This is a genomic window from Acidocella sp. KAb 2-4, from assembly GCF_020567705.1.
Lineage (GTDB): Bacteria > Pseudomonadota > Alphaproteobacteria > Acetobacterales > Acetobacteraceae > Acidocella.
In genome coordinates, this window is the sequence record NZ_JAJDJU010000018.1 from 1 (window position 1) to 22,614 (window position 22,614).

Annotated in this window: 17 protein-coding genes and 1 pseudogene; 3 read left to right on the plus strand and 15 right to left on the minus strand. The window is 66.3% G+C overall.

What is annotated here, in order from left to right:
• Positions 1-84 precede the first annotated feature (84 nt).
• From LI953_RS11555 to LI953_RS11575, 5 genes are all read right to left on the minus strand, one after another.
• Positions 85-690, minus strand: coding sequence for a hypothetical protein (locus LI953_RS11555; RefSeq protein WP_227076237.1), 606 nt, complete (start codon positions 688-690; stop codon positions 85-87).
• A gap of 458 nt (positions 691-1,148) precedes the next feature.
• Positions 1,149-1,520: a type II toxin-antitoxin system HigA family antitoxin gene (locus tag LI953_RS11560; RefSeq protein ID WP_227076238.1), complete on the minus strand. Its 372-nt coding sequence runs from the start codon at positions 1,518-1,520 to the stop codon at positions 1,149-1,151.
• Positions 1,520-1,813 (minus strand): type II toxin-antitoxin system HigB family toxin, encoded by a 294-nt coding sequence (locus LI953_RS11565; RefSeq protein ID WP_227076239.1) that lies wholly within the window; start codon positions 1,811-1,813, stop codon positions 1,520-1,522. The genes LI953_RS11560 and LI953_RS11565 overlap by 1 nt, the downstream gene beginning before the upstream one ends.
• A gap of 207 nt (positions 1,814-2,020) precedes the next feature.
• A complete protein-coding gene (locus LI953_RS11570) occupies positions 2,021-3,232 on the minus strand; it encodes a site-specific integrase (RefSeq protein WP_227076240.1) in 1,212 nt (403 codons plus the stop codon).
• Positions 3,233-3,477: 245 nt separating this feature from the next.
• A complete protein-coding gene (locus tag LI953_RS11575) occupies positions 3,478-4,209 on the minus strand; it encodes a polysaccharide deacetylase family protein (protein WP_227076241.1) in 732 nt (243 codons plus the stop codon).
• Positions 4,210-4,321: 112 nt separating this feature from the next.
• Here LI953_RS11575 and LI953_RS11580 point away from each other — a divergent pair, with 112 nt between their 5' ends.
• Complete coding sequence (locus tag LI953_RS11580; protein WP_227076242.1) at positions 4,322-4,696, plus strand: hypothetical protein; 375 nt, start codon at positions 4,322-4,324, stop codon at positions 4,694-4,696.
• Positions 4,697-4,741: 45 nt separating this feature from the next.
• Positions 4,742-6,544 carry an ABC-F family ATP-binding cassette domain-containing protein gene (locus LI953_RS11585; RefSeq protein WP_227076243.1) on the plus strand — a complete coding sequence of 601 codons (1,803 nt, stop codon included), beginning with the start codon at positions 4,742-4,744 and terminating at the stop codon, positions 6,542-6,544.
• 91 nt (positions 6,545-6,635) lie between these two features.
• Here the strand turns inward: LI953_RS11585 and der are convergent, their stop codons facing one another.
• From der to LI953_RS11635, 10 genes and pseudogenes are all read right to left on the minus strand, one after another.
• Positions 6,636-7,976 (minus strand): ribosome biogenesis GTPase Der, encoded by a 1,341-nt coding sequence (der, locus tag LI953_RS11590; RefSeq protein ID WP_227076280.1) that lies wholly within the window; start codon positions 7,974-7,976, stop codon positions 6,636-6,638.
• Between the two features lie 2 nt (positions 7,977-7,978).
• Positions 7,979-9,286: a PQQ-binding-like beta-propeller repeat protein gene (locus LI953_RS11595; protein ID WP_227076244.1), complete on the minus strand. Its 1,308-nt coding sequence runs from the start codon at positions 9,284-9,286 to the stop codon at positions 7,979-7,981.
• Between the two features lie 8 nt (positions 9,287-9,294).
• Positions 9,295-9,960: a tetratricopeptide repeat protein gene (locus tag LI953_RS11600; protein WP_227076245.1), complete on the minus strand. Its 666-nt coding sequence runs from the start codon at positions 9,958-9,960 to the stop codon at positions 9,295-9,297.
• A gap of 34 nt (positions 9,961-9,994) precedes the next feature.
• Positions 9,995-11,344: a glutamate--tRNA ligase gene (gltX, locus tag LI953_RS11605; protein ID WP_227076246.1), complete on the minus strand. Its 1,350-nt coding sequence runs from the start codon at positions 11,342-11,344 to the stop codon at positions 9,995-9,997.
• 36 nt (positions 11,345-11,380) lie between these two features.
• The gene (locus tag LI953_RS11610) at positions 11,381-12,652 is read right to left on the minus strand and encodes an FAD-binding oxidoreductase (RefSeq protein WP_227076247.1); all 1,272 of its coding nucleotides are present in this window, start codon (positions 12,650-12,652) and stop codon (positions 11,381-11,383) included.
• Positions 12,649-13,047 carry a hypothetical protein gene (locus LI953_RS11615; protein WP_227076248.1) on the minus strand — a complete coding sequence of 133 codons (399 nt, stop codon included), beginning with the start codon at positions 13,045-13,047 and terminating at the stop codon, positions 12,649-12,651. The genes LI953_RS11610 and LI953_RS11615 overlap by 4 nt, the downstream gene beginning before the upstream one ends.
• 31 nt (positions 13,048-13,078) lie before the next feature.
• Positions 13,079-13,435, minus strand: a pseudogene (locus LI953_RS11620) (DUF805 domain-containing protein); the annotation flags it as partial.
• Between the two features lie 135 nt (positions 13,436-13,570).
• Positions 13,571-16,351, minus strand: coding sequence for a [protein-PII] uridylyltransferase (locus tag LI953_RS11625; protein ID WP_227076250.1), 2,781 nt, complete (start codon positions 16,349-16,351; stop codon positions 13,571-13,573).
• Between the two features lie 58 nt (positions 16,352-16,409).
• Positions 16,410-18,983, minus strand: coding sequence for a DNA mismatch repair protein MutS (gene mutS / locus LI953_RS11630; RefSeq protein ID WP_370635797.1), 2,574 nt, complete (start codon positions 18,981-18,983; stop codon positions 16,410-16,412).
• 78 nt (positions 18,984-19,061) lie between these two features.
• A complete protein-coding gene (locus tag LI953_RS11635) occupies positions 19,062-21,389 on the minus strand; it encodes a bifunctional diguanylate cyclase/phosphodiesterase (protein WP_227076252.1) in 2,328 nt (775 codons plus the stop codon).
• Positions 21,390-21,883: 494 nt separating this feature from the next.
• Between LI953_RS11635 and LI953_RS11640 the strand changes: the two genes are divergently transcribed.
• Entirely contained in the window at positions 21,884-22,609 is a 726-nt protein-coding gene (locus LI953_RS11640) for an N-acyl amino acid synthase FeeM domain-containing protein (protein WP_227076253.1), read from the plus strand.
• The last annotated feature ends 5 nt before the right edge of the window (positions 22,610-22,614 follow it).

Consider the following 22,614-nt stretch of genomic DNA (forward strand, 5'->3'; position numbering starts at 1 on the left):
AATGGAAACGCAGTTAGACGATGAGCGACGGCTCAATCCATGTGCGCTATAAAGGACGCCAACGCACATGAATTGCTACGCCTCTTATTTTCTCAAGCGCAGGAAAGTTGGAATGGGATTTTTGCGCTTCCTGTCATAGAGTGCGTCGGAAACTGCGGCACCTGAAAAATGATAGCCAAGGTATTCCAAGGCTTTCACAGTGATTTGCGTTATTGGTGCCTCGTCGTTCGCGCTACGGGGTGTTTTTTTCTCATCGCGCCACATGGTCTGTGCAGTCTTGGCGATAAGACGGGCGAGGTCATGCCAAGTATAAGTTTTTGGGACAGGGAATGATTCTGTGAAGGCTCTGACATCTTCAAGTGCCTGGTTGATTTTTCCGATTTCATCATCCCATAAAACTCGCCGATTCTCAGTGTAAGCGGCGATTTCGTCCAACGCTTTGACCAATGAGGCTTGAAGTTCTTGCGCCAGTCTGCGGGAATCGGAAAGAGGGTCAACGGGCGGCCCGCCGTATGTTTTGAGATGGTCTTGTGCCAAGAAGCGGGCGAAGCGTCGGATTTCCTCGTCAGCGGGGATGGCATAGCTCTTCGAGTTTATCGAACTCGTAATCCACTCTTTCGCAAGTAAGAAGAGTTCATCGTCCCGGCTCGGCAGGGATTGCTCCCCGCTTTCCTTGCTGGTGCTGGTCATTGCGCAGCCTCCGGGAGGGGGGCGGCGGCCAATAGCGGGGCCACCTTGCAAGCCTTCGCCATCCGCTCGTACGGCCTGGCGCAAGGGCATAGGCCAGGGACCGGGCAAGGGAAGGTTGTTACCTCAGTGAACGGCCCGTGATCTGCGCCGGACTCATCCCAGCCGGTTTTAGGGGTGGCGCTCATACGACGCCCCCCAAATTTCCTTGAAGAACCGGCCAGGTCGCATGGACCAACACATCCCGCATACGGTCGCACGGGGCCGCACATGGGCAAGTGCCTAGTATGGTACAGATCGCGTCCAGGGCAAAATTTTTTGCCGAGTCGGTGTCTGCCGTGCTATCGGCCTGCTTGATCTCGTTCATAGGCTTCATCTCCATTGTTCAGATCATCGGGCCGGTAGGTGTTCCAGCACCTCCGGCCCTTCTCATTGCGCGGAACCGCCGCGCGCGGGTCTCGTCATCCTTCCACGGTTGGGCGCAGCAGCACCTCGGCAGGAATGTGCCATTGCTCGTGGAGGGTCCAAGCCTGTTTCATGGTCAGCGGACGCTTGCGGGCCAGGATCTCCGAGGCGCGGGAGCGGGAGCCAAGCAGGCGGGCAAGATCGGCCTGTTTAAGGTTCTGGCGCTCCATAACCTCCTGGATGGCTGAAACCGGATCGGGCGCCTCGATGTGCCAGTGCTTGGCCTCATAGGCATCGATCAGCGTGGCCAGCACGTCAAAGCGGTCGGCTTCGGCCGTGCCGGCGGCGGGCTCATGCTCGAAATACTGTTCGATCTCCTTGAGCGCCCAGTCATAATCCGCCTCGGTCTTGATGCTGCGAATGTCCATCACACGGTTCCCGCGTCGATCTTGTCATATTCGGCGTGTGTCCCGACAAACTTCACCAGGACACGGCCGAAGCCATAGGAAACGTGAGCCACCAGGCGGAAATTGTTGCCCGCGATGTCGAAGATCACCCGGCTGTCCGCCACGAAATCGGCAGAACCAAACTGGGCGCGAACATCGGCGGGCGCCTTCCACTGGGCGGCGCTCACGGTTGCAAACCAAGCGCGCAGCGGCGCTTCGGCCCTGGGGTGCTTTTCCCAGAATAGGCGCAGCGTTCGTTTGGCGATGATCTGCATGGTTTATCTAGCTCGTTCCATGTTTGGGAACAAGAAGTTTGTTCCCGGTTTGGGAAAGTTTTGCATGCGTGGCTGCCGTAGTGTCGCAAGTGTCCATAGTGTCCAAAGTGTCATAGTGTCATGGGGCTGTATGGCGCCCTTAGATGCCGGGGCATGCGTCGCAAGTGTCCACAGTGTCATGGTGTCAAAGGGGGATATGTGGCCGGTTCATGCCTTCCTCAGTGGCACGATCTCGGCACCACCCGCTTCGATACCATCGAGGGCATCGGCCAAGCGCTGCAGCGCCTCTGCCACCTGAGGCCGGTAGCGGGCTTGGTTATAGGTAGCGGCCAGGGTTGAGCGGATGCTCACATGGTTGAGTGCGGCCTCGATAATGTCGGGCAGCTCGCCCATCTCGCCCAGCATGGTCGCCCCCGTGCGGCGCAGATCGTGGCGGGTCCAGCCCTCGGTGTGGCTCGCCTTCATGATCTCCTTGGTTGCCGAGTCCCAGTTGTCGAGCGGGTTGCCGTCGCGGGTGGGGAAGATCAGCGCCTCGGGTCGGGCTCTGGCGGGCTTCACGGCCTCCAGCAGCGCCTTGGCCTGGGTGGAGAGCGGCACGATATGCGGCTTGCCGTTCTTGGTCTGCGGGATGGTCCAGGTGCCCGCCTCAAGGTTAATGTCGCGCCAGTGCGCGCCGGTAGCCTCAGAGCGCCGGGCCAGGGTCAGCAGCATGAGGCGCATACAGGCCGCGTAGGGGCTCTGAGAGTCGCGCAGGGCAGGCAGCAAACGGGAGAGTTCATCGGGGCTCAGAACCCGCTCACGGCGCCCCACAGTGGCGGGCGGCACCAAGTCGGCCAGTTCGCGCGAGACATAGCCGCGCCCGGTGGCGGCGGCCCATTTCAGCAAGGGGCGGATATAGCGCACCGCAGCGGCGGCGGACTGGGCGGACTTCCACGAATCGGCCTGGAGCTGGAGGTCTTTGGCCTTGAGCGTGTCGAGCGGTTTTTTGAGGTAGGGCTTGAACACGCTCTCGATGCGCTTGCGGCACTCGGGCCATGATTTGAGCGCCGCGCCATCCTTGCGCGCATACAGGTCAAGCAGGGCGTTGAGGGTGCCGATGCCCTCTTTTGCCGCCTTGGCCACGGCGCGCTTGTGGCGGGCCTCCTGCACCGGATCAGCTCCGCCCCGCACCTGTGCCCAGGTCACGCGGGCAGCCTCACGCGCGGCGGATATGCTCAAGGTGGGGTGAATCCCCAAGGTGAAGCGCCGCATGCGCCCGTGCGGGTCGCGGGCGGTCAGGGTCCAGGCTTTGGCGCCCGCCTTGGTCACGCGCAGGCGCAGGCCGGGCTGGGTGGCGTCGATCAATTCCACGCGCTGGCCGGTGCTGGCCGCCTGCTTCACCGCCGCCGAGATTGCCGTTTCCGTGATTGCCTTGGCCATCTGCTTTTCTCCGTGGGGCTTCACTGGGGATTCAGCGGGGCTTCAACAATTTGGGCCTTACTGAGGCAGTGTGGGACAAGAATTAGCGGATGCGTCTCCATGAATCAACTGAAAATGCTTGATTTTATGGATACGGTGAAATAGTGCGGGACTTGGCAGGATTTTTCTACCCGGTAACTCTTAATCAGTAGGTCCAAGGTTCGAATCCTTGTGCACCCACCATTTTCCGCAAAACAATTCAAATCTCAGGCGCTCACGTCGAGCGTCGGCGGCAATTCGTCGAGCCGTACGAATTTGGTGCCTGCGGCGTGCAGCGCCAGCAAGCCCGCGGCGATGCCCGCGCCGCTTGCTCGCTTGGGCTGGTTGATGTGCCCCTCGGTCACGTCGCCATCTTTGGCCGCGCCCAGCCGCGCCGCCACCGTGGCGGCGGGCAGCGAGGCGCCTTCGTCACCATTCAGCGAATACCCGGCGATCTTGAAGCCCAAAGACTCGATGAACGGGATCGTCTCCGGGCTGTAGATCCCCGCCGCGCCCCGGTACCAGCGCGGGGCCTTGCCGGTGGCGGCGGTGATCGCGGCCGCCCCGTCCAACACCTCGGCGCGGATCGCCTCCAGCGTGCCCGCGGGCGCCAGGCCATAAATCGGTTTGTCACCCAGAATCGGCGGCAGATGCCGCGCGCCGTGGTTTTCCAACGCGAACAGGTCGGGGCGTGATTTCAGCAGCGCCAGTCCCTCCGGGTTCCAGCGCATCCAGGTGGCGGTCACGAAAATCGTCGCCGGGATGTTACATTCTATCAGCGCGCTGGCCACGCGCTCATCGAACCGGCCTGGACAGGCATCCAGCGTCACCGCCACGCCTTGCCCGGGCACGCGCAGGCAGGGCTCCACCAGCCCGCCGCGCCCGCCATGCCAGAGCGGCAGGGTGAGCGCGCCACTGAAGAAGCTGCGGCGGGTGAGGGGGCGGCAGGAGAAACACATCGTAAGATTGGCCTGGGAGTTGCGCGGGCCTCGTGCCGCAGCGCCGCCGCCGCGTCAACGCTCCGGCAGAATCAAATTGTGCGGCAGGGCCCGGGGCTGTTATGAGGCGGCAATGTTCAAGCCCGGAACCCTGACGCGCGCCTGTGGCGTGGCGCTGCCGCTTCTCGCCCTGGTGGCCTGCGCGCAGCCCTCGCAGATGGCGGCCAAACCCGAGATCGCCCCCTCCACGAGCGGGACGTATACGCTGCAGCAACTGCGCTGGGCGGAACACGTCTCCTACCAGCGCGGGTTCGACGATGGCCGGCGCTATCAGGCGAAGCTGGACGCCACGCGCCCGCCATCCGCCGCCCCCATCAGCCCGCCTCCCGCGCCAGCTACAACCCAGGCGCCCCCGCAAACGCCTGTTCCCGCTCCCAGCGGTGCGCCACCGGTGCAGAGCTACGCGCCCTCCGGCCCGGCCCAGCCGGTGGCCATCCCCGCCCCGTAACGCGCGGCACTTGAGTCCGGCGGCGCGAGGGGCCAAACAGCGCGCATGGCCTCCCCACCGCTGCTGCTGCTCACCGATATCTCCGTCACCCTCGGCTCCGTGCCGCTGCTCACCGGCGCCTCGCTCTCCGTGAGCGCGGGCGAGCGGCTCTGCTTGGTTGGGCGCAATGGCTCGGGCAAATCCACCCTGCTGAAGATCGCCTCGGGCGAGGTGGCGTTCGATTCCGGCACGCGGTTTTTCCAGCCCGGCGCCACCATGCGCTATTTGCCGCAGGAGCCCGATCTCTCCGCCCATGCCGATGTCATGGACTATGTGCTGGCCGGGCTGGGACCGAATGACGATGAATATCGTGCCCGCTATCTGCTGGGCGAGCTGGGCCTGACCGGGGCCGAGAAGCCCGCCAACCTCTCCGGTGGCGAGGCCCGCCGCGCCGCCCTGGCCCGCACCCTTGCGCCCAGCCCCGACCTCCTGCTGCTCGACGAGCCAACCAACCATCTCGACCTGCCCGCCATCGAATGGCTGGAATCCGAGTTGAAATCGCTCTCCTCCGGGTTGGTGCTGATCTCCCATGACCGCCGCTTCCTGGAAAACCTCTCCCGCGCCATGGTCTGGCTCGACCGCGGGCAGACCCGCCGCCTCGACAAGAGCTTCGCGCATTTCGAGACTTGGCGCGACGAAGTGCTGGAACAGGAAGAGAAGGAATTCCACAAGCTGGGCCGCAAGATCGTGCGCGAGGAAGATTGGCTGCGCTACGGCGTCACCGCCCGGCGCAAGCGCAACGTCAAGCGCCTCGCCAATCTGCATGCCCTGCGGGCCGAGCGGCGCAACTACACGCACAAGCTCGGCACCGCCAAACTCGCCAGCCTCGACGCCGCGACCTCGGGCAAGATCGTTGTCGACGCAGATGGTGTTTCCAAGAGCTTTGGCGACAAGGAGGTGGTGAAAAACCTCACCTTCCGCGTGCTGCGCGGCGACCGGCTGGGCATTGTCGGTCCCAATGGCGCGGGCAAATCCACGCTGCTGAAGCTGATCCTCGGCCAGCTCGCCCCCGATGCCGGGGCGGTGAAACTCGGCACGGCGCTGGAGGTAGTGACGCTCGACCAGCAGCGCGCCGCGCTCAGTCCCAACACCTCGCTGGCCGACACACTCACAGGCGGCAAGGGCGATCTCGTGCATGTCGGCGGGCAGGCGCGCCATGTCATCGGCTATATGAAGGATTTCCTGTTCCGCCCAGAGCAGGCGCGCACCCCGGTCGGCACGCTCTCCGGCGGCGAGCGCGGGCGCTTGCTGCTGGCGGTGGCGCTGGCCAAGCCCTCCAATCTTTTGGTGCTCGACGAGCCGACCAATGATCTCGATCTCGAAACGTTGGATTTGTTGCAGGAGATGCTTGCCGATTACACGGGCACGGTGATCGTCGTCTCGCATGACCGAGACTTCCTCGACCGTGTCGCCACCTCGATCCTGGCCTCGGAAGGGCAGGGGCGCTGGGTGGAATATGCGGGTGGCTATGCCGACATGCTAGTCCAGCGCGGCAACGCGCCGGCGGCCGAGGCCAAGCCCGAGAAGAAGCCCGCGCTCAAACCCGCCCCCGCGCCCGCCAAGCCCGCGGAACCGGCGGCGCGCAAAATCTCCTTCAAGGAGCAGCACGAACTCAAAACCCTTACCACCGAGATCGACAAGCTGCACAACGAGATCCAGAGGCTGGACACGATCCTCGCCACGCCCGGGCTGTATGAGAAAGATCCGAAGAAATTCAGCCAGGCCACCGAGGCCCTGGGCGCGCTCCACGCCAAGCTGGAAGCCGCTGAGGAACGCTGGCTGGAGCTGGAGATGCTGAAAGAAGGGTGAGCGCTTGCGCGCGCCCGCCTTGTGCAAAGCGGGCGCGCGAGACTTGGCCGTTTTTTGAAAAACAGGCCAAATCAGCGGAAAGTTTTAAAGCCTAGTCGGCATACGGATTACTGGTGCCGCGCAGATAGATACGGATCGGCACGCCCGGCATCTCGAACACTTCGCGCAGCGAGTTCACCAGATAGCGCTGATACGTCTCCGGCGTCTGCTCGGCGCGGGTGCCAAACAGCGCGAAAGTCGGCGGCCGTGCCTTGATCTGCGTGATGTAGCGCAGCTTCAACCGACGCCCATCCACCAGCGGCGGCGGAAAGCGCTCCAGCGCCGCCTCAAACCAGCGGTTGAGCTGGCTGGTCGGGATGCGCAGATTCCATTTCTCGTAGGTCGCGCGGATGGCGGGGAACAGCTTGGCCACGCCCTCGCCGGTCTCGGCCGAGAGCGGCACCACGGTGATGCCCTTCATCTGGCTCAGCGAGATGGAGATGCGGTCCAGCGCCGCCTTGCGCGCCCCGCCGCGGTCTTCCACCGCGTCCCATTTCGTCAGGGCGATCACGCAGCCCCGGCCCTCGCGCTCGATCAGCCGGGCGATGTGCAGATCCTGCTCTTGCACCCCCTGCGCCGCGTCAACCGCCAGCACCACCATCTCGGCCCGCTTCAGCGCCTCGATCGAGGAGGAGGTGGACATTTTCTCCAGCCCCTCATCCACGCGCGCGCGCTTGCGCAGCCCGGCCGTGTCCACAATCCGGTAGAGCTTGCCATCCGGCCCGGTGAAATCGGCGGAGACAGCATCGCGCGTCAGCCCCGGCTCAGGCCCGGTGATCATCCGCTGCTCGCCCAGCAGATAATTCATCAGCGTCGATTTTCCGGCATTGGGCCGCCCGACGATGGCCAGATGCAGCGGCAGGGTCTCGCCCTCCTCACCCTCTTGCGCTTCCGGCCGGGGCAGCTGGTCGGCGATCTCGGTCATCAGGTTATAGATGCCCTCGTTATGCTCTGCCGAAACGGCGCAAGGCTCGCCCAGCCCCAACTCATAGGCCTCCATCGCCGCCGCCGCCCCGCCGCGCCCCTCGGCCTTGTTCGCCACCACCAGCACCGGCTTGCCCGAGCGGCGCAGCCAGGCGGCGAAATGGTGATCCTCGGGGATCAGCCCGGCGCGGGCATCGAATACGAACAGCACAAGGTCGGCATTATCCACCGCCAGCGAGGTCGAGGCCCGCATCCGCCCCGGTAGGGTGTCGGGCGCGGCCTCCTCCAGCCCGGCTGTGTCCACCAGCAGCACCTTGGTGCCGGCGAGCACGCATTCGGCTTCCTTGCGGTCGCGCGTTACCCCCGGCGTGTCGGCCACGAGCGCGATGCGCGCCCCGGCCAGCCGGTTAAAGAGTGTGGACTTGCCGACATTCGGCCGTCCGGCAATGACAACGCGCGGCAGCATCATGGTCACGCATAGGCAGTCAGTTTGGCGTCGCGCGTGAGCTGCAACAGCAGCCCGCCCGCGGCGATGGGCGGCATGTCGGCAACGCCGCCCAGTTTCACGATTTTGCTGAGCTGCCCGGCCACCGGGTCGACCAGCGCGGCCTGGCCGTGGTCGCTCACCAGCACCAGCGTGCCGTTCACCAGCACCGGCCCCGCCCAGGCGATCGGGTTGGTCTTTTTCTTCATGTTCTGGAAGCCCGGCATCGGCAGCGCCCAGCTCACCAGCCCGTCATCGGCATGCACGGCGTAGAGCGTCTGCGTCTTGTCGAGCACGAACAGGAACCCCCCGGAGAGGCAGAGCGGCTGTGTGCCGGTGGCGCTGTGCGTCCACACCTTGGCGCCGGAATGCAGGTCCACGGCCATCATCGTGTCGCCGAGATTGATGGCGTAAACCACGCCATCGGCAATCGCGGGCGAGGCCACGATGTCCGAGAGGTCGAGCTGCCCGCTCTGCCCAAACGAAGCGGCGAGGCTCTGCTCCCAGACCGGCGTGCCGGAAAGAGCGTCAATCGCGGCCAGCAGGCCAGAGGAGAATCCGGCGACGATGATGCCATCGGCATAGGCCGGTGGCCCGGCGATGGCGACGGCGGTGGTGTTGGGCTGCCCGGGCGCCCCGGCGAAGCGCCAGCCCGGCGTGCCGGAGGCCGCGTCGAAGGTCAGCAGCAGGTCGTCCTGCGTGACCACGGCAACCAGCCCGTTCGCCACCAGCGGGGCGGAGCGGGTGGGGAAATCCAGCGCCTGCAGCCAGAGCAGCTTGCCGGTGGCGGCGTCCAGCGCGCGCAGTTCGGCGTAGCCGGTGCTGACATAGAGCTTGCCCGAATCATAAGCGATGCCACCGCCGAGATTCTGCTCGCTGGCGTGCTTGGGCCGGGTGCTGGCATGCCAGATCAGGCTGCCATCGGCGAGTGAGACGGCGCGCACCGCCGCATCCGCGTCCATGGCGAAGGCGTGGCCCTCGGCAATCACCGGGCTGGCCGAGAGCGGCTGGCGATAGCCGCCCGCGGCGCCGATACCGGCATGCCAGCGCGGCGCGAAGTTGAGTGGGGCGGCGACATTGCCGGGCGCGTGCGCGGCATTGGCGCCGGGCTGTTGCCAAGCGGCCAGGGCGCTGGCCTGGGGCAGGCTCACGGCCGGCGCGTCGGCGGCCACGTCCATGCCGTTGGTGTTGGGCAAAACGGGGATCTGCGTACCGACGATGGTCACTTTCGGCTTGGAGCAGGAGGCCAGTAGCCCGAGCATCAGGCTGGCGGTGGCGGCGCGGCGTCGCATCATGGGGGATCTCATCCGTTCAACTGGGCAAGCAGGCCTTGCGCGCGTTCGCGCACGCCAACCGGGGCGGTGGGGTCAGAGGCAAGTTCCGAGAACAGGGCTTTGGCCATGTCCGGGTTGCCCTGGTGCAGATAGGTCAGCGCCTGCACCTCGCGGGCCAGGGCGTGATAAGGGTTGTCGCTGGCCACGAGGGGCTGCAGCCTGGCCTGGATGTCCGTGTCCGGCACCGCGCCCAGCGCGTGCTGGGCCCAGAGCAGGGTGGCGAGGTCGCGCAGCAGCTTGTCGGCGCTGCCATCCTGGGCCACCTGGGTCCATAGCGCATTGGCTTGGTCCAGCTTGCCGCTGGCGGCATACAGCCCGGCGGCGCGCAGATCGGCCAGGGTCTTGTACCCCTCGGGCGCGGTGGCGGCGAATTTGGTCAGCGCCCCGGCGGTCTGCACGGCCTGGTCCGCGGTGATCTGCGCGCCTTGCTGGTCAGCCGCCTGGGTGACGGCGAGATATTGTGTGGCCGCCTTCTGCGCCTGCTTGGCCTGCCAGGCGCTGTAGGCCTGCTGCGCGCCGACGCCGGCCAGCACCAGCACACAGGCGGCGATCAGCATCCCGCCATAGCGCTTGGCCAGGGCCACCGCCTGGTCATGCCGCAGATCTTCCGAAACTTCGTCAAAAATATCGACCACGCCGGGCCCCTATACTTCTCTCTTGCCCAATCTCTTAGCCGGGCGTGCCGCGCGCGGCAACGCAGGCGGCCAGACGGCGCGCCACGCGCTCGCGCCCGATCAGCGGCAGCAGCTTCGCCATCTCCGGTCCGTGCTCCTCGCCGGTCAGGGCCAGGCGCAGCGGCAGGAACAGCGCCCGCCCCTTGGCCCCCGTGGCCGCGCCGACGGCGCCGCTCCAGGCTTTCCACGTGTCCTCGCTCCATGGCTCGGCGGGCAGCGTGTCCAGCGCCGCGCGCAACACCTGCGAATTGCCGGGCAGCTCGGGCGGCGGCAGCTCGTCGCGCACCACCTCCCACCAGCGCCGCGCCTCGGTTAGCAGGTCGAGATTCCCCCGAATCGCCAGCCAAAACGCCTCATCCGTGCCCTCGGGCAGGCGCTCGCACACGGCCTCGAACGCGAGCTGGTGCAAGAATTTGCGGTTCAGCCCGAGCAATTGGCGCGCATCGAAGCGCGGCGGCGAGCGCGAGAAATCGGAGAGGTTGAAGCTGGCGATCAGCTCCTCCATCCCCACCGGGGCGGGGTCTTTATTGGTGCCCAGCCGCGCCAGATACGCCGTGATCGCGCCCGGTTCGATGCCATCCTTGCGCAGCGATTTCAGCGAGATCGAGCCGATCCGCTTAGACAGCTTCTCGCCATCCCCGCCCGAGATCAGCGGCAGATGCGCGAAGCGCGGCACCGGCGCCTTGGTGATGGCCTCGAACAGATCGATCTGCACGGCGGTATTGGAGACATGATCCTCGCCACGGATGATATGGGTGATGCCCATATCCGCGTCGTCCACCACCGAGGTGAAGGTGTAAAGCGGCGTGCCATCGGCGCGGATCAGCACCGGGTCCGACACTGTGCCGAGCTTGATATTGCGCGGGCCGAGCACGAGGTCGTTCCAGCCGGCCGCGCCGTCCGAGAGCTTGAAGCGCCAATAGGGGCGCTTGCCATTGGCCTCGGCGGCTTCGCGCTGCGCTTGCGTCATCGCCAGGGCGGCGCGGTCATACACCGGCGGCAGCTTGCGCTTCACCAAGGCGGCGCGCTTGGCGGCCAGTTCGTCCTCGTTCTCGAAGCAGGGATAAAGCCGTCCGGCCGCCTTCAGTTGCTCCGCCACCTCGGCATAGCGCGTGAACCGGTCGGATTGCCGGGCCGTCTCGTCCCAGCCAATGCCGAGCCAGCGCAGATCGTCGTAAATCCCCTGCTCATATTCAGGGCGCCCGCGCTCGGTGTCGGTGTCGTCGAGGCGCAGCAGAAACGTGCCGCCCTGGTGGCGGGCGAACAAAAAATTCACCAGCGCCGCGCGGGCGTTGCCGACATGCAGATAGCCCGTGGGGCTGGGAGCGAAGCGAACTTTGACCATCCGCGCGGGTTACCCGATTCCGGGGCTTTGGGGAAGTTAGATCCCCAGCCGGTCCCGCAACTGGTAATACCAGGCGCCCAGCGCGGTCAGCGGAACGCGGAACGTCTTGCCGCCGGGGAAGGGGAAATAGGGCAGGCTGGCGAAAACATCGAAGCGCGCCGTGTCGCCCGCCGCCACCTCGGCCAGAATGCGCCCGAGCAGATGCGTGGTGGTTACGCCGTGCCCGCTATCGCCATGCGAGAAGAACACTTTCGGCGCCAGCTTGCCCATCTGCGGAAACCGCGTGAGGGTGAGCGCGAAATTGCCGCTCCAGGTGAAGTCGATGCGCGCATCCTTGAGGCTGGGGAAGGTCTTCAGCATCTTCGGGCGGATCGCATCGCGGATCGAGGCCGGGTCGGCGCCGCCATAATTGATGCCGCCGCCGTAGAGGATGCGGTCATCCGCGCTGCGGCGGAAATAATCCAGCACGTAGTTGCAATCCTCCACGCATACATTGGAGGGCAGCAACCGCCGCGCCGTTTCGCCCAGCGGCTCGGTCGCCAGCACCTGGGTCGAGACCGGCATGATCCGCCCTTCGAGATTGGGCAGCACATTGTGCAGATAGGCGTTGCCGCACACAAACACCTGCTTCGCCCGCACCTCGCCGGCTGCGGTGCGCACCACGGCGTTGTCCATGTCGATGGCGATTACCGGCGAGTTTTCATAGATCGTGCCGCCCAGCGACTCGAACGCCGCCGCCTCGCCCTGCACCAAGTTGAGCGGGTGGATATGCCCGCCCTTCTTGTCGATCAGCCCGCCGGCGTAACGCTCCGTCACCACATGCGGGGCGAGGCCGGGCTTGTCGAGCAGCTCGAACTGGTCATGCCCGAAGCTGTTCCACACCTTCACATGGTGCTCCAACTCGCGCATCTGCTTAGGTGTCATCGCCACCGCCAGCATGCCGGGCTGCAAATCGCACTGGATGCCATATTTGGCGATGCGCGCGCGGATGATGTCGCCGCCCTCATTGGCCAGCCCGCCGATCAGCCGCCCGGCCTTCTCGCCGTAGCGTGCCGAAATCACGTCCAGATCGCGCGAATAACCGTTCACGATCTGCCCGCCATTGCGGCCCGAGGCGCCAAAGCCCACGCGCACAGCCTCCACCACCACCGCCGAAACGCCGCGCTCGGCCAGTTCCAGCGCCGCCGCGATGCCCGTGAACCCGCCGCCGACGATGCACACATCCGCGTTGACGCTGCCCTGCAGCGGTGGGCGCGCATCCTGCTTATTGGCCGTGGCCGCGTAATAGGATTTCACATGTTCCGTCATTTTCTCTCTGGCCCCATCAGTAACACGCCGAACACCGCGCCCAGCACGGTCATGGTGATCACCATCAGCCGGATTTTATACGCCTCGGCCCGGGCCTGGGCGATGACCTCGGCGCGCATATTGCGCTCCGCCGCCGCCACACGCTCAGCCAATGGCGCGGTGCCATTGCTCACGATCGCGGCGGTATCCGGGTCCACCTGATCGGCGAGCGCGGTGATCGCCGCCGCCTGGGCGCTGGCATCGGGGGCGGCGAGCACGGCATCCAGCGCCTGTTGCTGGTGCTGCTCGTCAATCACCGGGGCGGGGATCGAGAAGCTGGCGAACGTGCCGATCAGCCCCGGCAGCAAAAAGGCGCACAGCATGAAGCCGAGGCGCGAGAACGAGAGTTTGGCCATGGTCTTGCCTTTGGCTGGTTTTGCGCCGCTGTCAAACCGCTTGTGTCAGCGGGTCCGGGCCGAAGCGGTTCGCGCCGCGCGTGCCGGGCAGGCAATAAAAAATCAGCAGCACCAGGGCGCCGAAAAACGGAATGATGCCGATCAGCAGCCACCAGCCGGATTTGTCGATATCATGCAGCCGCCGTACCGCCACCGCCAAGCCCGGCAGCAGCACCGCCAGCGACGCCAAGCCGCGCAGCACCATCACATATACATGCCCGCCCTCGGCGCCCGAATCGAGCGCCACCCCGATCAGGCTGGCGCCGATATCGAGCAACAGCACGAACAGCACCCACCACCACAGCTCGGTGCGCGGCGCCCGGCCTGAGAAATCGCCATATTTGCTGAGGCAACTCTTCACCGCGCCGATGAAATCCTGCTGTGCCGCCTGCGCCATGATGCCCGGTCCTTCCCTGTCACGGTTGTCGAGCCGTAACAGTAACAGGCCCGGCTGGCGCCGTGTATATGAATTTCCGGCGTCGGCTCAGGCGGCGGTGGCGGCGCTTCTGGCGCTGGGCGGCGGCGGTTCGTCCAGCGCCAGGTTCAGGGCTTCCAGCAACGCCTGGCGGAGCTGGTGGAGCTTGCGCTCATTCTCCACCTTCATGCCGAACACGTCCTTCACATAAAACACGTCCACCGCGCGCACGCCGTAAGTGGTCACATGGGCGGAGGCAATCTGCAGCCCCTGCGCCGAAATCGCGGCGGTGACATCATGCAGCAGGCCGGGGCGGTCGCGCCCGTTCACCTCGATCACCGTATGGCGGTTGGAGGCGCGGTTATCCACCACCACCCGCGGCGGCACATGGATCGCGCGCATGCGCGCCTGCACCACGCTGCGGGTCGCCTTGCGGATTTCCTCGGCCAGCCGCAACCGGCCCGAGAGCGCCTGCTCCACCAGCGCGGCGAGCCTGGCCAGCCGGTGCGGCGTGTCAAACGGCCCGCCATTGGCGTCCTGAATCCAGAACGTATCCAGCGCCATGCCGTCGGTGAGGGTGTGGATGCGCGCGTCCACGATCGAGGCCCCCGCGATTGCCAGCGCCCCGGCGATGCGGCTGAACAGCCCGGCATGGTCGGCGGTGTACACCACCACCTCGGTCACCGCGCGGGCGGGCAGGGGTTCGGTGAACACGGTGAGCGGCGCGTGGCGTGTTTTGGCGTCGCGGATCATGCGCCCATGGCGCTCGATGCTCTCCGGGTCGAAGCCGAGCCAATAGCTGGGGTAGCCGAGCGAGAGAAATTCCTCGCGCTCCTCGGCCGGCCAGTCGGCGAGCAGTTCGGCCACGACCTCCTTCACCCGCGCGATACGCATATCGCGCTCGGTCGTCGAAAGCCCGCCTTCCAGTACTTCGGCCACGCGCGCATACAGCTCGCGCAGCAGCGTCGCCTTCCAGCCATTCCACACTTTCGGGCTCACGGCGCGGATATCGGCGACGGTCAGGACCAGCAACAGGCGCAGCCGCTCGGGCGATTGGATGGTGTCGGCAAGGTCGAGGATCGTCTTCGGATCGTCGATATCGCGCGAAAACGCGGTCTGGCTCAGTAGCAGATGGTGCAGCACCAGCCAGGAGACCATCTCGGTCTCCTCGGCGCTCAGCCCCAGCGCCGGGCCGACATGCAGCGCCAGCTCCGCCCCCAGCACCGAATGATCGCCGCCCCGGCCCTTGGCGATGTCATGCATCATCATCGCCACATACAGTGCCCGGCGGGATTGGATCTGCCCGATCAGGTCGGAGGCGACCGGCGCGATCTCCTTCAGCGTGCCCGCCTCGATGGTGTTGAGGTTGCGGATGCACTGCACCGTATGCACGTCCACCGTGTAGACGTGATAAGTGTCGAACTGCATCTGCCCGACGATGCGCCGCCAATCCGGCAGATAGCGCCCGAGAATGCTGGATTCGTTGAGGATCGCCATCCAGGTGGCGGAATCGCAATCCGGGTCGTGCCCCGCCTCCTGCGAGCCGCAGAGCAGGTTCATGAACATCGCTGCGGCTTTCTTGTCGCCGCGCAGCTCCTGCCCCAGCGGAGCCGAGCGGATCAGCGTGCGCCGCGCCAGCGGGTGTAGCTCCAGCTTGCGGTCGCGCGCGCAGATCAGGATGCGGAACACGCTGGAGGGATCGGTGGCCGGGTCATGCCCCGGCGCGAACAGGATCTTGCCGTCGGCCAGCACGAAGCCCTGCTCGATCAGCGCCGCATCGGTTTCGGCGGCGATCGCGGGCGGGCCAAGGGCGGCGCGCACCAGCGCTGGCTCCAGCACCGCCGTCACCCGCGCCACTTCGCGCACGATCAGGAAGTAATGGCGCATGAAGCGCTCCACGCCGTTTTGCCGGCCATGGCGCGTATAGCCCATGCGCCCGCCCACCACGGGTTGCAGGTCGAAGGTCAGCCGCTCCTCGGCCCGCCCGGCGACGTAATGCAGGTGGAAGCGCACGGTCCACAGATATTCCCAGGCCCGCTTGCAGGCTCTGGCCTCGGCGGCGGTGAGGATGCCGCCGCCCGGCGCGTCCTTGCCGACCAGCTCGGTCATGGCGAAGGTGTTGAACACGTAGCGCGCCAGCCAATACAGCGTCTGCAAATCGCGCAGCCCGCCGCGCCCCTCCTTCACATTCGGCTCGACCATGAATGGCGTCTCGCCGAAGCGGCGGTGGCGCGCGGCGCGCTCGGCCTGTTTGGCGGTAATGTACTCGCCCGGCCCGTCAGCCGCGCAATCCTCGCGGAAGGCCGTCTGGAATTCGGCGAACAGCGCGCGGTCGCCGCACAGGCAGCGGGCGTCGAGCAGCGAGGTGCGGATGGTCACATCGCCTTTCGCCTCGGTCAGGCAATCGGCGATCGAGCGCGTGGCATGGCCGACCTTGAGCCCCAGATCCCAGAGGAAATACAGGATGAACTCCACCGCCTTTTCCAGCGCCGGGGAGGGCTGTTCCTGCGACAGGAACAGCAGGTCGATATCGGAGAACGGCGCCAGGGTGGCGCGGCCATAACCGCCGGTGGCGGCCATTGCCAGCCGGTCCTGCGGCGCCAGCGGCAGTGCTTTGAGCGTGTAGGCGAACAGCGCGCCGATCAGCTCATCCATCAGCCCGGCATGCAGCCGCGCGGCGAGCAGGCCGTTCAGCCCATCTTGTTCGAAGCTTTGCTGCACATGCCCCTGCACCCGGCCGAGCTGGCGGCGGAACAGAGCCAGCGCCTCGTCCCGCCCCGGCGCTTCTGGCGGCGTGAGCAGTTCGGCGAGGGCGGCGGCGATATCGGGCTTTTTCCGGGCAGCAGGCATGTCGAACACGGTAGATCAATCCATCCGGCGTGGGAACGTGTTAGTTTTCACTCAACCCTCAATTTTGCGCGGGCTGCGTTTTCAGCGCCTCGGCGCGCAGCCGGTAGAGCGCGTCCAGCGCCTCGCGCGGGGTCATGGCGTCGGGGTCCAGCGCCAGCAGCGTTTCCGCCAGGGGAGCGTCGGGTTCCAGGGCGGGTTCAGGCGCGGGCGCGGTGGCGAAGAGCGGCAGCGGGGCCGCGGCCAGGCTGCCCCGTTCGGCGGCTTTCAGCAGGGTTTCCGCGCGTTTGGCCACGGCTTCGGGCACCCCGGCCAAGCGCGCCACGTGTACGCCCCAGCTCTTCTGCGCCGCCCCCGTCACGACCTCGTGCATGAATACAACCTCGCCCCGGAATTCCTTCACCCGCATGGTATGCGGTTTCAACCGCGGCAAAGCCTCGGCCAGCATGTATAATTCATGGAAATGTGTGGCAAATATGGCGCGGCAGCGGTTGTTATTGTGCAGCGCCTCCAGCACCGCCTGGGCAATCGCCAGCCCGTCGCGCGTGCCGGTGCCGCGCCCGATCTCATCGACGATGACAAAGCTCTTCGGCCCTGCCTGATGCAGGATGGCGGCGGTCTCGATCATCTCCACCATGAAGGTCGAGCGCCCCGAGGCGAGATCATCCGCCGCGCCCACGCGCGAAAACAGCCGGTCCACGAGGCCGAGGCGCATCGCCTCTGCCGGCACGGGCAGCCCGGCCTGGGCCAGCACCACCAGCAGCGCGTTTTGGCGCAGGAAGGTGGATTTGCCCGCCATGTTCGGGCCGGTGAGCAGCATCAGCCGCTGCCCCGGGTCGAGCCCGCAGCCATTGGGGATGAAGCTCGTGCCCGGCGGCAGCGCCGCCTCCACCACCGGATGGCGCCCGGCCTCGATGCTGAACGCCTCATCCGCGCTCAGCTCCGGGCAGCAATAGCGCCCGCCCAGCGCCAGATGCGCCGCCGATTGCAGCACATCGACCAGCGCCAGCGCCTCGGCGCAGGCGGCCAGCGCCGCGGCGGCCTCCAAAACCTGCCGGATCAGCCAGTTGAACACCAGCTTCTCGCGCGCGGCGGCGCGGAACGCGGCTTCGGTGATGCGCTGGTCCAGCGCCGAAAGCTCGGGATGCGTGAAGCGCGCGCCATTGGCCATGCCCTGGCGCAGCAGCAATTCGGGATGGGCGCGCAGGGTCTCCACGGCGGCGGCCGGCGCTTCCAGCACATAGCCAAGCTGGGCATGGTGGCGGATTTTCAGCGAGGCCACGCCATAGCGCTGCGCCAGCTCGGTCTGGAATTCCGCGATCACCCGCCGTGTATCGTCGCGCAGGGCGCGTTCGCCGTCTAATTCACCGTCGAACCCGGGCGCGATCACGCCGCCATCCTCCAGCTTCAGCGGCGCCGGCTCGGCCAGAGCGCGGCGCAGCGTGTCCAGCAACGCCGGTGCGGGGGTGAGCGCGGCGATCGCCTGATCCAGCAGCGCGGTGCCCGGCGGCAGCAGCGGGGTCAGCGCTTGCGCCACCTCCAGCCCGGCGCGGATGGCCGCGAGGTCGCGCGGGCTGGCCCGGCCCAGCGCGATGCGCCCCAGCGCGCGGGCCATGTCCGGCGCCCCGCGCAACGCCGCGCGCACCGGGGCGGCGGTGTCGCTGTCGCGCAGGGCGAGCCATGCGGCCTGGCGGTCCAAGAGCGGCTCCAGCCGGTTCAGCGGCGCGCCGATCCAGCCCGCCAGCAGCCGCGCCCCGGCCGGGCTCACCGTGCGCTTCACTGCACCGAGCAGGCTCCCCGCCTCGCTGCCGCCGCGGGCGGCGAGCAGTTCCAGGCTGGCGCGGGTGGCGGCGTCCATGGCCAGCTGCCCGGCCACCCCGGCGCTGGCCGGGGGCGAGAGCCGGGGCGTCGCCCCCATCTGGGTGGCGGTGATGTAGGCCAGCACCAGCGCGGCGGCCATGGCCTCGGCGCCCGAGAACTCGCCGAACGCCTCCAGGCTGGCGGCGCCGAAGCGCTGCGCCAATTCGCGCCGCGCCGCCTCCGCCGTGGCTGGGGTGGTGATGGCGAGCCGCCCGGTCTCCACCCGCCGCGCCGCGAACGGCCCTAGCGGGATCTCCGCCCCGGCCAGGATCTCCGCCGGGTCCAGCCGCCCCAGGATCGCCGTCAGCCCGGCATCGTCGGTGGCCTCGGTCTCAAACAGCCCGGTCGAGATATCCGCCCAGGCGATGCCGATCTGCCCGTCCTGCGGCATGATGGCGGCCAGGAAATTCGCCCGCCCGGCTTCCAGCAGCGCCTCCTCGGTAAGCGTGCCGGGGGTGACGAGGCGCACCACGTCGCGCTTCAGCGGCCCCTTGGCGCCGCGCGCCTTGGCCGTGGCCGGGTCTTCGAGCTGCTCAACGATGGCGACCCGGAAGCCCCGGCGAATCAGCCGCGCCAGATACATCTCCGCCTGGCTTACCGGCACGCCGCACATCGGGATCGGCTGCCCCTGGTGCTGGCCGCGCGCGGTCAGCGCGATGTCCAGCGCCGCGCTCGCCGCCTGCGCGTCGGCGAAGAACAGCTCGTAGAAATCGCCCATCCGGAAAAACAAAAGCGCGTCCTCGTGTTTCGCCTTGATGGCGAACCACTGGGCCATTGCGGGGGAAGCGCCTGCAGCATCATTCATAAACCCGGCATTTAGCCATTGCCGCGCGGCGAGGCCAAGAGGGGGGAGTTACGGCGTCACGCCATCCCAGGGGCCGGGAGCGCCGGAGGGGTAAGGCGTGTCCTGCGCTAGCACGCGCGCGAACTCCGCCGGGGGCAGCGGGTGGTGGAACAGATAACCCTGCGCCTGGGTGCAGCCATAGGCGGCAAGCAGCGCCGCCTGTTCCGGCGTTTCCACGCCTTCCGCCGTCACCTGCATGCTCATCCGCTGCGCCAGCCCGATGATGGCGAGGATGATGGCGCTGCCATCCTGCGCGGGGCCGAGGTCGCGGATGAAGGAACGGTCGATTTTGATTTTATGGAATGGGAAGCGCCGCAGATAAGAGAGCGACGAATAGCCGGTGCCGAAATCATCGAGCGCGATCTGCACACCGCGCTCGCGCAGGCTCCAGAGCAGCTTCTCGGTCTCGGCGCTGGTTTCCAGCATCACCGACTCGACGACCTCCACCTCCAGCCGCGTGGCGGGCAGGCCGGAGCTGCTCAACGCCTTGTCGATCGAGGTGAGTACCTCGCCATCGCGGAATTGCAGCGGCGAGAGATTCACCGCCACCATCACCGGCAGCGGCCAGGTGGTGGCGCTGGCGCAGGCTTCCCTCAGCACCCAATCGCCGATCTCATGGATCAGCCCGGTTTCCTCGGCCAGAGGAATGAACGAAGCCGGCCCGAGCAGCCCGAGTTCGGGATGCTGCCAGCGCACCAGCGCCTCGGCGCCGATGATGCGCTGGGTCTGCATGTCGATCACCGGCTGGAAGTCGAGCCGCAGCTCGTCATGCGCCACCGCATGGCGCAGGGCCGAGAGCAGCTTGCGGCGCTCCTGCACGCGCTCATCCATCTGCGGGTCATAGAAGCGCACCGTGCCGCGCCCATCGGCCTTGGCGCGGTAGAGCGCGAGATCGGCTTTTTTCATCAGCTGGTTGGGGGTGTCGCCATCGCGCGGCGCGATGCCAATGCCGATGCTGACGCCGATCTGCACCAGCTTGCCGTCGAACTGGAAGGGCCGGGCCATGCGCTCGATGATGCGCCGCGCCACGGTCGCGGCTTCGTCGGCCTGGTCTGTCACCAGAATCGCCGCGAACTCGTCACCGCCCAGGCGGGTGGCCATGTCGAACTCGCGGATCGCGCCGCGCAGCCGCTCGGCCACGGCGACGAGCACGGCATCGCCCGTGGCGTGGCCGAGCGTGTCGTTGATCAGCTTGAAATTATCGAGATCGAGGCAGAGCAGCGCGAAGCCGCTGGTCTGGCAATGGTCGCAGGCGCTGTGCAGCGCCTCGGAGAACAGCACGCGGTTGGGCAGCTTGGTCAGGCTGTCATGCCGGGCGAGGAACGAGATCTGCTCCTGCTGGCGGCGCTGGCCGGTCATATCAGACCCCACGCCGTGATACCCGGCGAAGCGGCCCTGCTTGTCGAGAATCGGCTTGCCGGTGAGCGACCAATAGCGCTCCTCACCATTCACCACGACCGGCACCACGAGGTCGCGGAATGGCGAGCGCTCGGCGATCGCGTGGCGGAGCTTTTCCAGCGCCGAGCCTGGTTGCGCGGCCTGCGCCGGCGCGCCGAGCAGCACATCGGGAAACACGCCGCGCAGTTGCTCGGCCGGGCGGCGCGCCACTTGGGCAAGGCGCTGGCTCGCCGGCTGCAACTCCAGCGCGGCGTTGGTCTCCCAGAGCCAGTCGGAGGCGCTCTCCTCGAAATCGCGCAGCAGCAGCTTGATGAGTTCAGCGTTTTCCTCGAGCCGGATGGCGCCGAGCGCGCGCTCATTGAGCCGGCGGTTGATGTAGAGCATGCAGAAGCCGGTTAGCAGGATGAAGGCGAACAGATCCAGCAGGGCATAAGCGTCCATCCGCCCAGCGGAGATCAGCGCGATCAGAATGCCGACCGAGACCGGCGCCCAATAGGCGATGCCGCAAATCGCGGGCGACACCATCACCGGCGTCGCCAGACAGCCGACCATGATGCCGTAAAGCAGCGAGAGCTGGCCGGGATTGGCCTCGCGCACCAGCACGAACAGCATGACCGACCACAGCGCGCCGAGCACCACCAGCAGCCGCACCATGGTGGCGAAATAGGCTTTGGCCTCCCGCGCGCCGGGCGCGATCATGCGCAACCACCGCCGTGCATTGTGCAGCAATGCGCCATAGCAAAGCACCACCAGCGCCATCGCGACATGCCGGAACGGCGCGGTGCGGTCGTGCAGGAAGTCGAAAAACAGCAGCCCGACGGTGTTGACGCCGAGCAGCGTGATCGCCCCCATGATGTAACTGAAGTCTTTGGCCTGATCGAGCAGCAGGCGCTCGGCCAACTCCGGCGGCACCGAGGCGCTGCTGGTCAGGCGTTTCAAGATGCCCCAAATATCCGCACCACCGCGCACCACACGCCGCACCTGCGTATAGTGACCAGAGGCACCAGCAGAACTCGCCTCAGCACGAGGGATCAAAAACCGCTCCAAAGTCATTGGCTGCGCCGACGAGTCGGCCTCTCCGCGCGCATGCACAACTTTACGTAACGCCTTTCTCGGCATCACGCTATCTTTAATTGCCTGGGCGACCAGGGTGCCGCAAAAAAAACTGCACAGCCCTGCGTGGGTGCGAAATCGCGCCTCGCCGACCCGAATTCGGACAGCTCCGAATCCGCGCCCTGAGGCGAATACGGCCAACACCAAAAACTTAGAAACGATTCTTAAACGAACACGTTAACGGCGTTGGGCGTTTTCTTAGCGTTTTGCTGCCCAAACCGGCTAACAAATTGCCTTTCTGCAATAAAAAATACAGATGCAGCCAGAAGGCGAAATGATTACTAATTCTTCTTGTTTGGGTTGAATCAAGGAGAAACTTAATGAGCTCTTTACAAGTTGTGACGACAAGCATCGTGCGCGGTAACCATCGTGTGCAGCCGCAGGATGACGACCTCACCGCGCGCCTGGCGCTCGACGAGGCAACGAAGGCGGATGCCTACCGCATCCGCCATGCCAGCTACCTCTCGGGCGGCTATATCGACCCGATGCCGGGCGGGGTGTTCTCGGATGCCGACGACCTCAAGCCCAACAGCCGGTCAGTGGTGGTGTACAAACACGGCGAGCCGGTGGCCTCGGTGCGGTTGTGCACGCTGGATTACGACCCGGCCGTGAGCGGGTGGGATGATATCCCCGCCTCGCGCATCTTTCCCGAGGAAGTGGCGGCGCTGGCCGCCGGGGTGACGCATGGGCGCCCGCCGAAGCTGACCGAGATCAACCGCCTCGTGCGGCATCCCGATTACGCCAATGATTACCAGTTGGTCTTCGTGCTTTACCGTTTCGTCTCGTTCCTGGTCATCGAGTCCGGCGCCGACATGATGCTCAACTGCGTGCGGCGTAATCACACGCCGTTCTATAAGCGCATGCATTTTGGCTACATCGCCGGCCCGCGCCGCTATGCGGGCGTGAAGTTCGAGACCAACCTGATGTCCTGCCCCAGCGAGCGCTACGAGCGGCTGATGGCCGACATCCCCTTTGTCGCCACCGATGACAACACCAAGGCCGCTTATGGCGGGCTGCTGCGCGGCGACACCGTCAACGTCTTCTGATCCCC